The sequence below is a fragment of the Paraburkholderia sp. RL17-347-BIC-D genome, assembly GCF_046027915.1.
Classification (GTDB): Bacteria; Pseudomonadota; Gammaproteobacteria; order Burkholderiales; family Burkholderiaceae; genus Paraburkholderia.
The window spans coordinates 1-14,269 of the sequence record NZ_JARESS010000014.1; the positions used below are offsets into that span (position 1 = coordinate 1).

The 14,269-nt window shown below is 61.6% G+C and carries 8 protein-coding genes and 1 pseudogene; 3 read left to right on the plus strand and 6 right to left on the minus strand.

What is annotated here, in order from left to right:
• Positions 1-405: 405 nt before the first annotated feature.
• Positions 406-874: pseudogene (locus P0D96_RS20105) on the plus strand (IS30 family transposase); the annotation flags it as partial.
• A gap of 102 nt (positions 875-976) precedes the next feature.
• On the opposite strand, the gene P0D96_RS20110 reads toward P0D96_RS20105, so the two are convergent.
• From P0D96_RS20110 to P0D96_RS20125, 4 genes are all read right to left on the minus strand, one after another.
• Positions 977-4,297, minus strand: coding sequence for an efflux RND transporter permease subunit (locus tag P0D96_RS20110; protein ID WP_132375025.1), 3,321 nt, complete (start codon positions 4,295-4,297; stop codon positions 977-979).
• Between the two features lie 3 nt (positions 4,298-4,300).
• Positions 4,301-7,423, minus strand: a complete 3,123-nt coding sequence (locus P0D96_RS20115) for an MdtB/MuxB family multidrug efflux RND transporter permease subunit (RefSeq protein ID WP_408179270.1) — start codon at positions 7,421-7,423, stop codon at positions 4,301-4,303.
• 18 nt (positions 7,424-7,441) lie between these two features.
• Complete coding sequence (locus P0D96_RS20120) at positions 7,442-8,842, minus strand: MdtA/MuxA family multidrug efflux RND transporter periplasmic adaptor subunit (RefSeq protein WP_408314988.1); 1,401 nt, start codon at positions 8,840-8,842, stop codon at positions 7,442-7,444.
• A gap of 364 nt (positions 8,843-9,206) precedes the next feature.
• The gene (locus tag P0D96_RS20125; protein WP_408179268.1) at positions 9,207-10,043 is read right to left on the minus strand and encodes an IclR family transcriptional regulator; all 837 of its coding nucleotides are present in this window, start codon (positions 10,041-10,043) and stop codon (positions 9,207-9,209) included.
• A 721-nt stretch (positions 10,044-10,764) separates the two neighbouring features.
• Between P0D96_RS20125 and P0D96_RS20130 the strand changes: the two genes are divergently transcribed.
• Positions 10,765-11,511 carry an SDR family oxidoreductase gene (locus P0D96_RS20130; RefSeq protein ID WP_408314990.1) on the plus strand — a complete coding sequence of 249 codons (747 nt, stop codon included), beginning with the start codon at positions 10,765-10,767 and terminating at the stop codon, positions 11,509-11,511.
• Between the two features lie 238 nt (positions 11,512-11,749).
• Positions 11,750-12,664, plus strand: coding sequence for a transcriptional regulator GcvA (gcvA, locus tag P0D96_RS20135; RefSeq protein WP_408314992.1), 915 nt, complete (start codon positions 11,750-11,752; stop codon positions 12,662-12,664).
• A gap of 29 nt (positions 12,665-12,693) precedes the next feature.
• On the opposite strand, the gene catC is transcribed toward gcvA, so the two are convergent.
• Entirely contained in the window at positions 12,694-12,972 is a 279-nt protein-coding gene (gene catC / locus P0D96_RS20140; RefSeq protein ID WP_408314993.1) for a muconolactone Delta-isomerase, read from the minus strand.
• A gap of 91 nt (positions 12,973-13,063) precedes the next feature.
• Complete coding sequence (locus P0D96_RS20145; protein ID WP_408314995.1) at positions 13,064-14,191, minus strand: muconate/chloromuconate family cycloisomerase; 1,128 nt, start codon at positions 14,189-14,191, stop codon at positions 13,064-13,066.
• Between the last annotated feature and the right edge of the window lie 78 nt (positions 14,192-14,269).

A 14,269-nucleotide genomic window follows, 5' to 3' on the forward strand; every position in this document is an offset into this window, starting at 1 on the left:
CTGGGGCTATACATGGCCCCTCCCTGGACTGACCTGATACAACCGGCTTCCGCATGACTTCATACGCCGCCCCCGTTCAAAAATTCACTTTCTCCATTATCAAAGTGACTTTTATGAGGCGTATATAAGACGACTGTAAAATCTGGTCAAAACAAAAAAATAGATAGGTACTTCGCATAATCAGGTGACTGGTTGACGGACAGCACGAGTATGGAGAACTATTTAATGTATGACGTGGCGCATACTGACCGGCTGGCGCGGCGGATTCAAGAAAGCATTGAATGAGCGCAGAACAGAAAAACGAAATCTGGAAGATGTGGCGCGAGGGTGAGACGCTGAGTGCCATTGCACGCATGCTCGAGCGCCAGCCGGGTTCGGTTTATCGTGTTGCGAATAAGAGTGGTGGCATTGCCCGGCTACCCGCACGATCTGCTGACGGGCTCGGGCAACACCTACATTGCCACGCTGGTGGAGCAGCACTCGCGCTGTGCGATGCTGGTCAAGGTGGCGCGCAAGGACATGGCAAGCGTGGTGTCCGCGCTGATAAAGCAGGTCAACAAACTGCCGGCAAAACTACTTCGGTCGTGACATGGGGCCGCGGCACCGAGATGGCGAGCCACAGGAACTTCTCGATTGCCACGGACGTGCAGGTGTATTTCTGTGATCCGCACAGCCCACGGCAGCGAGTCAGCAATAAGAACACGAATGGCCTTTTGCGACAGTACTCCCCGAAAGGCGTACCCGTGGACGGCTATTCTCAGACAGAGTTGAACAAGGTTGCCGCACGCCTGAATGGCCGCTCGCGTCAGACCTTGCAATTTACGAACCCGCCGAAAAACTGGCGGAAACTTTGGGTGTTGCATCAACCGGTTGAATCCATTGGCGCCGCCCCACACAGGGGCGACGCTAATAGACCACTATGATCTCAAGGAAAGGCCAACCTCACACCCAAAAAACCAGCCGCGTAAAAAAACCATCAAGTAGCAGCCGGACCTGCACGCCGCGCCTTCCTCGACTCCCACCTCACCCGAATCCGATCCATATAAAGATACACAACCGGCGTCGTATAAAGGGTAAGCATCTGACTGACAATCAACCCACCAACAATCGCAATCCCGAGCGGCGCGCGAAGCTCAGCGCCTTCACCGCGTCCAAAGGCAAGCGGCAGCGCCCCCAGCAACGCGGCAAAAGTCGTCATCATGATTGGCCGGAATCGCAGTAAACAGGCCTGATGAATCGCATCCCGCGACGACAAACCATGCCGTGACGCTTCAATTGCGAAATCCACCATCATGATCGCGTTCTTCTTCACGATACCGATCAGCAAAATCACGCCGATCAACGCGATGATGCTGAACTCCGTCTTGAACAGCAGCAACGCCAGCAACGCGCCCACACCCGCCGAAGGCAGCGTCGACAGAATCGTCAGCGGATGGATATAGCTTTCGTACAGCATCCCCAGCACGATATACACGGCGGCCAGAGCGGCCAGAATCAAAATCGGTTGATCTGACATCGACTGCTGGAACGCCTGCGCCGTCCCTTGGAAACTGCCGTGGATAGTCCCCGGCATGCCGATCTGCGCCATCGTGTCGTAAATCGCCTGAGTCGCCGTCGACAGCGAAACGCCCGGCGGCAGATTGAACGAAATCGTCGAGGCCACGAACTGGCTCTGGTGATTCACGGAGAGCGGGGTACTGCCCGGTCCGAAGCTCGCGATCGCCGACAGCGGCACCATGGTTTCCTTCGCCGTCGACACCGCCGCGCCCGACGAAGCGCTCGACTTGCCGCTCGCCGCGATCGAATTGATCGCCTGGTTGCGCGCGGAGTCGGCGGCAATGCTCGCCGCGCTCGATGCGGTCGTGCCCGCCGTGCCGCCTGTCGTTGCGCTCGTGGACGAGGTCGTCGCGGCGGCGGTCGCCGCTGTCACCGTGCCCGCCGGCGCGTTGGTGGTCTGCGCGCCGCTCGCGCTGCCGCCCGACGTGCTGATGTAAATCTGCTTCAGCATGTCCGGACTCTGCCAGTACTTCGGCGCGACTTCCATCACAACGTGATACTGATTCAACGGGTTATAGATCGTCGACACCTGGCGTTGACCGAACGCGTCGTACAAGGTGTTGTCGATCTGCGCCGGCTTGATGCCGAGGCGCGCGGCGGTGGCGCGGTCGATCGTCACCATCGCTTCGAGGCCGCCTTGCTGCTGGTCGGAATTCACGTCCGCGAGTTCGGGGCGCGCCTGCAGCGCCTCGGTGAGTTTGGGTCCCCACAGGTACAGGTCGGGCGTCGAATCGGCCAGCAGCGTGAACTGGTACTGCGCATTCGATTGCCGTCCGCCGACGCGAATGTCTTGCACTGCCTGTAGAAAAGTCCGCGCGCCGGCGACGTCGCCGAGCGGCGCGCGCAGTTGCTGGATCACCTGATCTGCGGATGCCTTGCGCTCGGACTTCGATTTCAATGTCACGAACATGAAGCCGGAATTGGTCTGCCGCCCGCCGGTGAAACCGGCCACACTCTCCACCGCCGGATTCTTGCCGACGATCTCCATCATCTGCGCGAATTTGCCTTTCATGGACTGGAACGAGGTAGCCTGATCGGCCTGAATGCCGCCGATCAGCCGCCCCGTGTCCTGCTGCGGAAAGAAGCCCTTCGGCACGATGATGTACAGCCACACGTTCAGGCCGATGGTCAGCAGCAGAATCGTCACGATCAGGCGCGGATGCAGCAGCGCCCAGCCGAGCGTGCGCTCATAACCACGCTGCATCGAAGCGAAGCCGCGTTCCAGCCAGCGGCCGAAACGTCCTTCTTCTTTTTGCTCGTGCGGCTCGCGCAGAAGGCGCGAGCACATCATCGGCGTGAGCGTGAGGGAGACGATCAGCGACACGCCGATCGCGAGCGAAAGCGTCAGCGCGAATTCGCGGAACAGGCGCCCGACAATGCCGCCCATCAGCAGAATCGGCAGGAACACGGCGACCAGCGAAATACTGATGGACAGCACGGTAAAGCCGACTTCGCGCGCGCCGAGAAAGGCCGCCTTCATGCGCGGCACGCCGTTCTCGATATGTCTCGAGATGTTCTCCAGCACCACGATCGCGTCGTCGACCACGAAGCCGGTCGCGATGGTCAAGGCCATCAGCGAGAGGTTGTCGATCGAGAAACCGAGCAGATACATCGCGCCGAACGTGCCGATGATCGAGATCGGCACGGCCACGCTCGGAATCAGCGTGGCGCGCCAGTTGCGCAGGAACAGAAACACCACCATCACCACCAGCGCGACCGCGACCACCAGCGTGCGCTCGGTGTCTTTCAGCGACGCGCGGATCGTGGTGGAGCGGTCGGCGGCCGGCGCGATGTCGACGTCCGCGGGCAGCGACGCGTGCAGTTGCGGCAGCATCGCCGTCACACGGTCGATGGTGTCGATGATGTTCGCGCCCGGCTGGCGATACAGAATCACCAGCACCGAACGCTTGCCATTGAAGAGGCCGAGGTTGCGCAGATCTTCGACCGAATCGACCACCTCGGCGACGTCGGAGAGCTTCACCGCCGCGCCGTTGCGATAGGCAATGACCAGGTCCCTGTATTGCGACGCCTTGCTGGCCTGGTCGTTGGTATAGATCTGCACGCGGTTCGGGCCGAATTCGATCGAGCCTTTCGGGCTGTTCGCGTTGGCCGCGGCGAGCGCCGCGCGCACGTCTTCGAGACCGATGCCGTAGTGCGAGAGCGCATTTGGCTCGAGTTCGACACGCACCGCCGGGTTGGCGGAGCCGCTCACATCCACTTCGCCGACGCCGTCCACCTGCGACAGAGACTGTTGCAGCACGGTGGCTGCGGAGTCGTACAACTGGCCGGCCGTGAGCGTTTTCGACGTGAGCGCCAGAATCAGGATCGGCGCATCGGCCGGATTGACCTTGTGGTACGTCGGATTGCTGCGCAAGCTTGCCGGCAAATCGGCGCGCGCCGCATTGATGGCGGCCTGCACGTCGCGCGCGGCGCCGTCGATGTCGCGGTTCAGGCCGAACTGCATGGTGATGCGCGTCGAGCCGACCGAGCTCGACGAGGTCATTTCGGTGACGTCGGCGATCGAGCCGAGATGCCGTTCAAGTGGACTGGCGACGCTGGTCGCCACGGTATCCGGACTCGCGCCCGGCAGCGTGGCCTGCACCGAAATGGTCGGGAAATCGACCTGTGGCAACGGCGCCACCGGCAACTTCGTGAACGCGAAAATACCGGCCAGCGCGATGCCGATCGCCAGCAGCGTGGTGGCGACCGGGCGGGAGATAAACGGACGCGACAGATTCATCGCTCAGTTCCCTGCATCGGTGACGGGCGGCGTAGGCTTGCCCCGATTGAATCGCTCACGCGCGCGACGGCCGAGCGAGTCGAACGCGAGGTAGATCACCGGCGTGGTGAACAGCGTCAGCAACTGGCTGACGATCAATCCGCCCGCAATCGCGATACCGAGCGGACGGCGCAATTCCGAACCGGCGCCGGTGCCGAGCATCAGCGGCAGCGCGCCGAGCAGGGCGGCGAGCGTGGTCATCAGAATCGGCCGGAAGCGCAACAGGCACGCCTGGTAAATCGCTTCGCGCGGCGGCTTGCCTTCCTCGCGCTCGGCATAGAGCGCGAAGTCGATCATCATGATCGCGTTCTTCTTCACGATACCGATCAGCAGCACGATACCGATGATGCCGATGATGTCGAGATCATGCCCGGTGATCAGCAGCGCCAACAACGCGCCGACACCGGCCGAGGGCAGCGTCGAGAGAATCGTGATCGGGTGGATGAAGCTCTCGTACAGCACGCCCAGCACGATGTACATCGTGACGATCGCCGCGAGAATCAGGAACAGCTCGTTCGACAGTGACGCCTGGAACGCCAGCGCCGCGCCCTGATAGCGGGTCTGGAACGACGCGGGCAAGCCGACGTCCTTCTCCGCCTGGTCGATCGCCTTGACCGCCGCGCCGAGCGACGAGCCCGGCGCGAGGTTGAACGACACGGTGGTGGCCGGGAACTGGCTCAGGTGCGTGACCAGCAGCGGCGCGGGCTTCTCGATGAAGCGCGCGATCGACGACAGCGGCACCTGCCCGCCCGTGGACGTGGAAGAGGGCAGATAGATCGACTTCAGCGACTCGGTGTAGTGCTGCATCTCCGGCTGCGCTTCCAGGATCACGCGATACTGGTTCGACTGCGTGAAGATGGTCGAGATGATGCGCTGGCCGAACGCGTCGTACAGCGCGCTGTCCACGGTGGCCGGCGTGATGCCGTAACGCGACGCGGTGGCGCGGTCGATTTCGATGTAGACCGACTGGCCGTTGTCCTGCAGATCGGTGGCGACGTCGGCGAGTTCGGGCGACTGCCTCAATCGGTCGATCAGCTTCGGCACCCACGTGGTGAATTCGCTGATGTTCGGATCGGTCAGCATGAACTGATACTGCGTCGGACTCACGGTCGAGTCGATCGTCAGATCCTGCACCGGCTGCATGTACAGCGACGCGCCGGGAATGTGCGCCACGTCCCGCTGCAACTGGCGGATCACTTCGCTCGCGGTGTTGCTGCGGTCGTCGCGCGGCTTCAGGTTGATCAGCATGCGGCCGCTGTTCAACGTGATATTGCTGCCGTCCACGCCGATGAACGAGGTCAGGCTCTCCACATCCGGGTTCTTCAGGATCTGCGCGGCGAGTTCCTGCTGGCGCTCGGCCATCGACGCATACGACACGGACTGCGGCGCCTGTGTGATCGCCTGGATCACGCCGGTGTCCTGCACCGGAAAGAAGCCCTTCGGAATGAACACGTACAGCACGCCGGTCAACACCAGCGTGAGCACCGCAACGACCAGCGTGGAGCGTTGCCGGTTCAGCACCCACGTAAGCGCGACCGCGTAACGCGCGATCACCCAGTCGATCGCGCGGTGCGCCTTGGCTTCGAAACGATGGCTCTCGTGCGGCGGCGTGTGGCGCAGCAGTTTGGCGCACATCATCGGCACGAGCGTGAGCGACACGACCGCCGAAATCACGATCGTCACGGCAAGCGTAATGGCGAATTCGTGGAACAGGCGGCCGACCACGTCGCCCATGAAGAGCAGCGGAATCAGCACGGCGATCAGCGACACCGTCAGCGAAATGATCGTGAAGCCGATCTGTTTCGAGCCCTTCAACGCGGCTTCGAGCGGCGCTTCGCCTTCCTCCACGTAACGCGCGATGTTCTCGATCATCACGATCGCGTCGTCCACCACGAAGCCGGTTGCGATGGTCAGCGCCATCAACGATAAGTTGTCGAGCGAAAAGCCGCACAGGTACATCACGGCGAGCGTGCCGATCAGCGACAGCGGCACCGAGAGACTCGGAATGATGGTCGCGTAGACGTTGGCGAGGAACAGGTACATGACCAGCACCACCAGCACGACCGACATGGCCAGTTCGAACTGCACGTCGCGCACGGAAGCGCGGATCGTGGTGGTGCGGTCGGTGACGATCTGCACCTCGAGCGCGGCGGGCAGCGCCTGCTGCAATTGCGGCAGCAGCTTCTTGATGCTGTCCACCACCTGGATCACGTTCGCGCCCGGCTGGCGCTGCACGTTCAGAATGATCGCGGGCGTGCCGTCGACCCACGCGCCGAGCTTGGTGTTCTCCGCACCCTGCACGATGGTGGCGACGTCGGTCAACATCACCGCGCGGCCGTTCTTGTACGCGACCACCGCGGTCTTGTACGCGTCGGCGTCGGTCAACTGGTCATTCGCGTTGATCGTGTAGTTGCGCGTGGGACCGTCGAAGTTGCCCTTCGGCGTGTTGACGTTCAGGTTCGAGATGGTGGTGCGCAAGTCGTCCAGATTCAGGCCGTACGCGGCGAGCGCGCGCGGGTTCGCCTGAATCCGCACGGCCGGACGCTGGCCGCCTGACAGGCTCACCAGACCCACGCCCGCCACCTGCGAGATTTTCTGCGCGAGACGCGTGTCGGCCAGATCCTGCACCTGGGTGAGCGGCAGCGTCTTCGAGGTGATCGCGAGCGTGATGATCGGCGCGTCGGCCGGATTGACCTTGGCGTAGATCGGCGGCGCGGGCAGGTCCGACGGCAGCAGGTTGCCGGCCGCGTTGATGGCGGCCTGGACTTCCTGCTCGGCGATGTCGAGCGGCAGGTCGAGGCTGAACTGCAGCGTGATGATCGACGAGCCGGCCGAACTTTGCGACGACATCTGATTGAGCGACGGCATCTGCCCGAACTGGCGCTCGAGCGGCGCGGTAACCGACGACGTCATCACGTCCGGGCTCGCGCCCGGATAGAAGGTCTGCACCTGGATGGTCGGATAGTCGACTTCGGGCAGCGCGGAGAGCGGCAAAAAGCGCAGCGCGACGAGACCGACCAGCATGATCGCCGCCATCAGCAGCGCGGTGCCGACGGGACGCAGAATAAAGGCGCGGGATGGATTCATGCGGTAAGTGCCGTGCCTTTATTGCGAGGCTTGCGCCGCGTGTTTGCCATGATGCGCGTGAGCGCCGGAGGCGCCCGACGCGGCGGCCGCGCCGCGGGCACCCGAGGCGCCGCGCGGCTTGTCGGCCGGAATCGTGATTTTCGCGCCTTCCTTGAGCCGGTCCGAACCGTCGATCACGACGCGCTCGCCCACGGTCAGGCCGGACTGGATGCTGGTGCGCTCGCCATCCACGGGGCCGACCTTGACCGGCCGCACGGTCACGGTGTTGTCCGCCTTCACGACGTACACGAACGGGCCCATCGAGCCGTTGAGCACGGCCGGTGTCGGCACGATCACGGCGTCCTTGATCGTATCGACCAGCAGGCGCGTGTTCACGAACTGATTCGGGAACAGCAGACTCTTGCTGTTCTGGAAGATCGCGCGCAGCTTGACCGTGCCGGTGGTGGTGTCGATCTGGTTGTCCAGTGTTTCGAGCATGCCGCCTTCGAGCGACGTGGTGTTGCTGCGGTCATACGCGGTGACCGAGAGCTTGGCGCCCGACTGGGTCTGCTGGATGATCTGCTGCAGATTGTCTTCGGAGGTGGTGAAGATCACGCTGATCGGCTGCAGCTGCGTAATCACGACGAGGCCGTTGGTCAAGCTCGGTGTCACGTAGTTGCCCGGATCGACCTGGCGCAGACCGACGCGTCCCGACACCGGCGCGGTGATGCGCGCATACACGAGGTCGAGCTTGAAGGTGTCGATATTGGCCTTGTCGGACTTCACCGTGCCTTCGTATTGCCGCACCAGCGAGGCTTGCGTATCCACTTGCTGGCTGGCGATGGAGTCTTGCGAGAGCAGCGTCTGATAGCGCTTCAGGTCGAGGCGGGCGGTTTGCAGCAGGGCCTCGTCGCGCGCGAGCGTGCCTTGCGCGTTGTCGAGCGAGATCTGATAGGGACGCGGGTCGATCTGGGCCAGCACGTCGCCCTTCTTGACCATCTGGCCCTCCTTGAAATACACGTCCTGCAACACGCCGCTCAACTGCGGCAGCACGGTGACGTTGGCAAGCGGCGTGACCGTGCCGAGCGCGGTGATCACCACCGGCATTTCGCCCTGCGTCGCGGCCGCCACGTGAACCGGCTGCGACATATTGGCCATGGCGCCGCCGCGGCCCGCGCGCCCGGCCCGCGCGCCGCTCGCGTCGCTGGCGCCGGCCGCGCCGCTCGCGCCGCCGCCGGGACCGCCCCACGGATGCCAGCGCCACAGCACCACCCCGAGGATGACCAGCGCCGCGATGATCAACGCGATATTGCGGCCGCGGTGCCGCTTCACCATGGCTGGCGGCTGGTTCGGTGTGCCCGCGGGGCCGCCGCTGGAGGACGGTTGGGAAGCCGGAGGAACAGGGCGTGTGGTTTCCGAATACTTTTGTTGTTCGTCCATCGGTTCGGTCAGGTGACTGGCTTGGATGTGAGCCGCTCGCGCGTTCGTGCCGTTTCGACAGTTCGGCGGACCGGCACGCGAATGGCATGACAGGCGGTTTCGACAACGGGTGCCCCGCGCTCGTTCAGCGCGATGCTACCCGAGGCGCGGGACAGAGATGTTAACGCAATGCGGCATCGAAACAGGCGGCCGGAACGTTATCAAAGGGGAAAACGGCAGGCCGGGCGTGCGTCCCGCGACAGGAAGGCATGATCCTACGTCGCGGGCTCTGTAACAGTCCACCCGCGTATTTTTCTTTTGATTACGAAGGTTACAGGATGCCTTGCAATAACCTTGGCCGCCGACCGGCGAAACCGCCGCCGGTTCAGGTATCCAGGCGGCGCCCCGGTGTGCCGCCGATTTCCAGCACGATTTTGGCGACGCACTCGAGCAGCGCCGGCGCCGCGCGCGAGATCAGCCAGTCGCGCGGGCACTGGTCGGCGGAGCCGCCGCAATTGACCGCATAGCGTTCGCCCGACGGGCCTGTGAAACCCAGCGCGATCGCGTTGAGTCCGTCGTACCATTCGCCCGTGGCAATCGCGAAGCCGCGCTCGATGGTTTCCTGTAACGCGCTCTCGAGCCGGCTGCTGACGTGGCCCCAGTCGTCGCCTTCAGCCGCTTGCAAGCCGATCAGCAATTTTTCCCGCTCCGGCGCTTCGAGCGCGGCCAGATAGGCGCGGCCGATGGCGGTGCGGCTCAGATTCATGCGCGAGCCGATCTCGAGACGCGACACCAGCACCGCCGAACGCGGCCGGATCGCGTCGATCACCACCATATCGAGCCGGTCGCGCACGGCCAGATGCACGGACAGCGCCGTGCGTTCGGCGAGTTCGATCAGGAACGGCCGCGCGCGAGCGCGGATGTCGAAGTTGCGCAGAAAGCCGTTGCTCAGCTCCAGCACTGACGAGGTCAGTACAAAACGCTCGCTGTCGGGGAGGCGGAACAGGAAACCCGCGCTGACCAGCGTGGCGGTGATCCGCGACACGGTGGGCTTGGGAATGCCGGTGAGCTCGGTCAGTTCGCGGTTGCTGAGCGGCGCGTCGGCGGCGGCGATTGAGCGCAGCACGGTCAGGCCGCGCGCGAGGGCGGTCACCTCGTCGCCGGAGCCGTCTTTGTCTTTGACCGGGTCTGCGGCGGTTCGGGGGGGCGTGGGTCGGTTCATGTGTTTTTCTGGAACTTTATTTCAATATTTTTCTTCGCAGCCTTGCTGGCACCGTCTCTCAAAGCGCCAGCGGCGGCCCCAAAATGGGGCATCAAAGTCATTTTTCATCAGAACATTCATTGTATCGGAATATTTTGCCGCAACGAATGGAGCCTCTTTAGATTTTGCTTGACTTAGTCAGCATAACCATAAAAAATGGAATCTCATTTCGAAAGACGGTTTCAGGTTCTGCATTTTGAAGTTTTCGAACCTGCCGTGGCCCGCACAATGTCTGTGTCGAGTGTCTTCTCATAGTCCACCGTAACAGTCCATGTCGCGCACCGTACAGGCGCCGCATCGCAGGCCAAACTTTCGAATACCGTCTCTCAGGTTCTAGCACGGCCCTCGGAATGGCTAGAACTTTTTAAGGCGTCACGGCAACGTGACGCCTTTTTTTTCGGCTAATCAAGCACAACAAAGTTTGCTCCATACGGAAATGCCGGGATTTCCGCCCGCTACTTTCCCTCAGTCCTGGCTCTCCACAGACGCCGCCACGAGCACGGTCAACTGTGCATCAAGCTACCGCAATCCAGACCTGGCGACGATTTTCCTGGCCCCGCGCTAGTTTTTCTACTCCGCTGCGCGAGTTCTTCTCATTTGTCCGACTTCGTTCCAAAAGCCATATTGCATCCATCGAGGACGCACAACGGTTCTCGTCACCTAACCCTCGAAGGAGAACGACATGAAGCTGCAAAACAAGGTTGCTTTTATCACCGGTGGCACCTCGGGCATTGGCCTGGAAACCGCGAAGCTTTTCCAGGCTGAAGGCGCGAAAGTCATTGTCACGGGCACCAATCCGGGACGCCTTGAAGCTGCAGGAAAGGCTTTGGGCGACAATGCGCTCGTGCTCTCGGTCGACCTGCGCAAGCCCGCTGAAATCGAGCGTGCGGTCGAAGAGGTGCGTGCCAGATACGGTCGCATCGATGTCGTCTTCGCGAACGCCGGTGCTGGCACAGCCGCGCCGCTGGAATCCGTCACGCCGGAACAGATTGACGAGCAGTTTTCCCTGAATGTCAGTGGGCTCTTTTTCACGATTCAGAAGGCCGCGCCTCTCATTCCGAAAGGAGGCAGCATCGTGGTGACAACGTCGTTTCTGAATGCTGTCGGCACACCGGGGCTGTCGATTCTGTCAGCGACAAAGGCAGCGATTCGCTCCCTCGTGCGTTCCCTCGGCGCTGAACTAGCGCCGCGCGGCATTCGGGTGAACGCTGTTAGCCCGGGCCCGATTGCGACTGCGTTCCACACCAAACTCGGGCTGACCGACGCGCAATTGACGGAAACGGCGACAGCCATTCAGGCTCGGGTGCCGCTGCAACGATTCGGCGAAGCCGTCGAAATCGCCAGGACGGCATTGTTCCTCGCGAGCGACGATTCGTCCTTCACGACGGGCGCAGAAATCGTGGTCGATGGAGGCTTAACGCAATTCTGATGTCATCAAAGCGCCAGACTGTGCGAGCCCTCGAAGCTGAAAACGGTGGTTACGAACTGGCGCTAACGCACACTTCCAGAAACGACGAAGCTTGGACTGTTTGCGTTCAGGAGCGCATGTTGATACGCCCACGTTCGAGCGGTGATATCGCGCAACTTTAGTCCAAGCCGCCGCAGTGTTGACGATAAATTGCAGCGCTGGGAAGATGGGCCAACCAGACTTGGGCCCATCAAGCAACATGCGTGCACCGAACAACCTGAATGCACTCCGTGCCTTTGAAGCGGTATCGCGTCATCTGAGCTATCCGTCGGCCGCCGAGGAGCTCAACGTTACGCCTGCTGCCGTTGGCCATCTGATACGCGGGCTCGAAGATACCCTCGACGTCGAGCTGTTTCATCGCGCGACGTCGGGGCCAACCCGGCTGACCCTGACCGACGCTGCACGGTCAGTCCTGCCTGCATTGCAGGCGGGATTTGACCTGTTGTCCGAAGCCGTTGAGCAATTGAAAGCGAGCAAATCGCGCATCGCTTTCACCGTGACGATACCCGGCGCATTCGCTGACAAGTGGTTGTTGAGACGCGTCGAGCGGTTTCAACAGAGGCATCCGTATTACGACCTTCGCATAGACACCAGCAACCGGCTTCTCGACTTCACCGCTGACAGGATCGATGTCGGCATTCGCTATGGCTCGGGCGTATGGCCAGGCCTGGTATCGACCTTTCTCATGCGAGACGAGTTCTTCCCGGTATGCAGTCCCGCGCTTCTAATGGGCAAACATCCGCTCAGGACGCCTGCCGACCTGGAGCATCATCTGCTCATTCACGATGTGTCGATGCAAACATCCGGTGTCTTCCCGACATGGCGCTCCTGGTTGCAAAAAGCCGGCTGTCGCAACGAAGTCGATTGCAATCGCGGCATCCAGATTGACGACTCCGCGGCAGCACTCCAAACAGCCATTTCAGGGCATGGTATTGCGCTGGGCAGGACCACGCTGGTCGAACATGACCTCGAAGAGGGGCGGCTTGTGCGTCCATTCCAGGAGTCACAAAGCTGCGAACTAGCGTACTACCTCGTCCACAAAAAAGAAGGCGAGAACTCTGCGCCAGTAGTCGCTTTCAAAGAATGGCTGATTTCAGAGGCAGGCGCCCGCTAGGGCTCACACGCGAACGCCTGTCTCAGGCTTCAGCGGATGGACGACGGGTGGCGCGCGAGCGCTTCCACCTTCATCGTCATATACGGAAACAGCGGCAGACCTGAGAGGATGGTGTTCAGTTCGTCGTGCGAGTCGACGTCGAAGACGCTGTAGTTCGCATACTCGCCCACAACGCGATGTAGTTGCTGCCACTTGCCTTGGCGCTGAAGCTCTTGTGAGTACGCCTTTTCTCGTGCCTTGATTTCGTCAGCCTGAGCCACGGGCATGTCGTGTGGCAGGTGTACATCCATTCTTACGAGATATAGCATGTGTTTCTCATTCGAAAAAGTAGGGGTCTCTCAGGTTCGCCAGCACAATAGTTGGAGTGGGTCGATATGCCCGGTGCCGGATTGACTGCGCTCAGCTATTTTTGTCGCGACGATAGAAAGCGAGCTTGTCCTCATCGATATGCAGGCCCAGGCCCGGCCCTTCCGGCAGGTGAAGGTCGAAGTCCTGATAATGGGGGCGAGCAGTGACGATGTCGTCTTTCAACAGGAGTGGTCCGAACAACTCCGTACCCCAGGCAAGTTGCGGGAGCGCGGCGAATCCGTGTGCCGATGCAATCGACCCGATGCTGCCTTCAAGCATCGTGCCGCCATAGAGGGACACGCCGGCTGCATCCGCAATGGCGGCCGTACGCATCATTCCGTAGATTCCGCCGGACTTCGCGATCTTCAGCGCAAAGACGTCCGCACATGCGCCGCGCACAAGTTCGAGGGCATCTTCCGGGCCTGTCACTGCCTCGTCGGCCATGATGGGCACGATGAAACGCGATGCAAGCCTGGCGAGTGCTCCGCGCTGCTCTCGCGGAGTCGGTTGCTCGATGAGGTCAATGCCAGCAGCTTCAAGCGCTTCGATTCCCAATGCGGCGTCAGCCTCGTTCCAGGCCTGATTTACGTCGACGGTGACTTTGGCGCGGTCGCCGAGCGCAGCTTTGATTTTCGATACATGCGCTACGTCATCGCGAACGCTACGCCGGCCAATCTTCAGCTTGAAAGTATTGTGGCGACGTTCGGCGAGCAGTGTTTCCGCTTCATCGATGTCGCGTTGGGTGTCGCCACTTGCGAGCGTCCACAGGACCGGAAGCGTCTTGCGGACAGCGCCGCCAAGAAGCGTTGAAACCGGAACGCCCAGGCGCTTGCCCTGAGCGTCCAGCAAAGCTGTCTCAATTGCGCACTTGGCAAACCGGTTCCCGCGAGCAACCTTGTTCAGCTTGAGCATTGCGTCGTTGATGTTGGTCGCGTCTTGCCCAACGATCGCAGGTGCAAGATAAGTGTCGATGGTCAGCTTGATGCCTTCGGGGCTTTCGTCGCCGTACGACAGACCGCCAATCGTAGTCGCTTCGCCAAGGCCCTCGATGCCATCGCTCGAGCGCAGACGGACGATCACTAAGGTTTGCTGCTGCATCGTCGCCATGGCTAGTTGATGCGCGCGAATGGTTGGGAGGTCAACCAGAATCGCTTCGACGGAGATGATTTGGGCGTTCATACCTGGAATGTTGGAGTTAAGGGGTTGATGAAGTATTGCGTGCCCAATAAGCCCCTGTCCAACACCGTCGACGTCTAG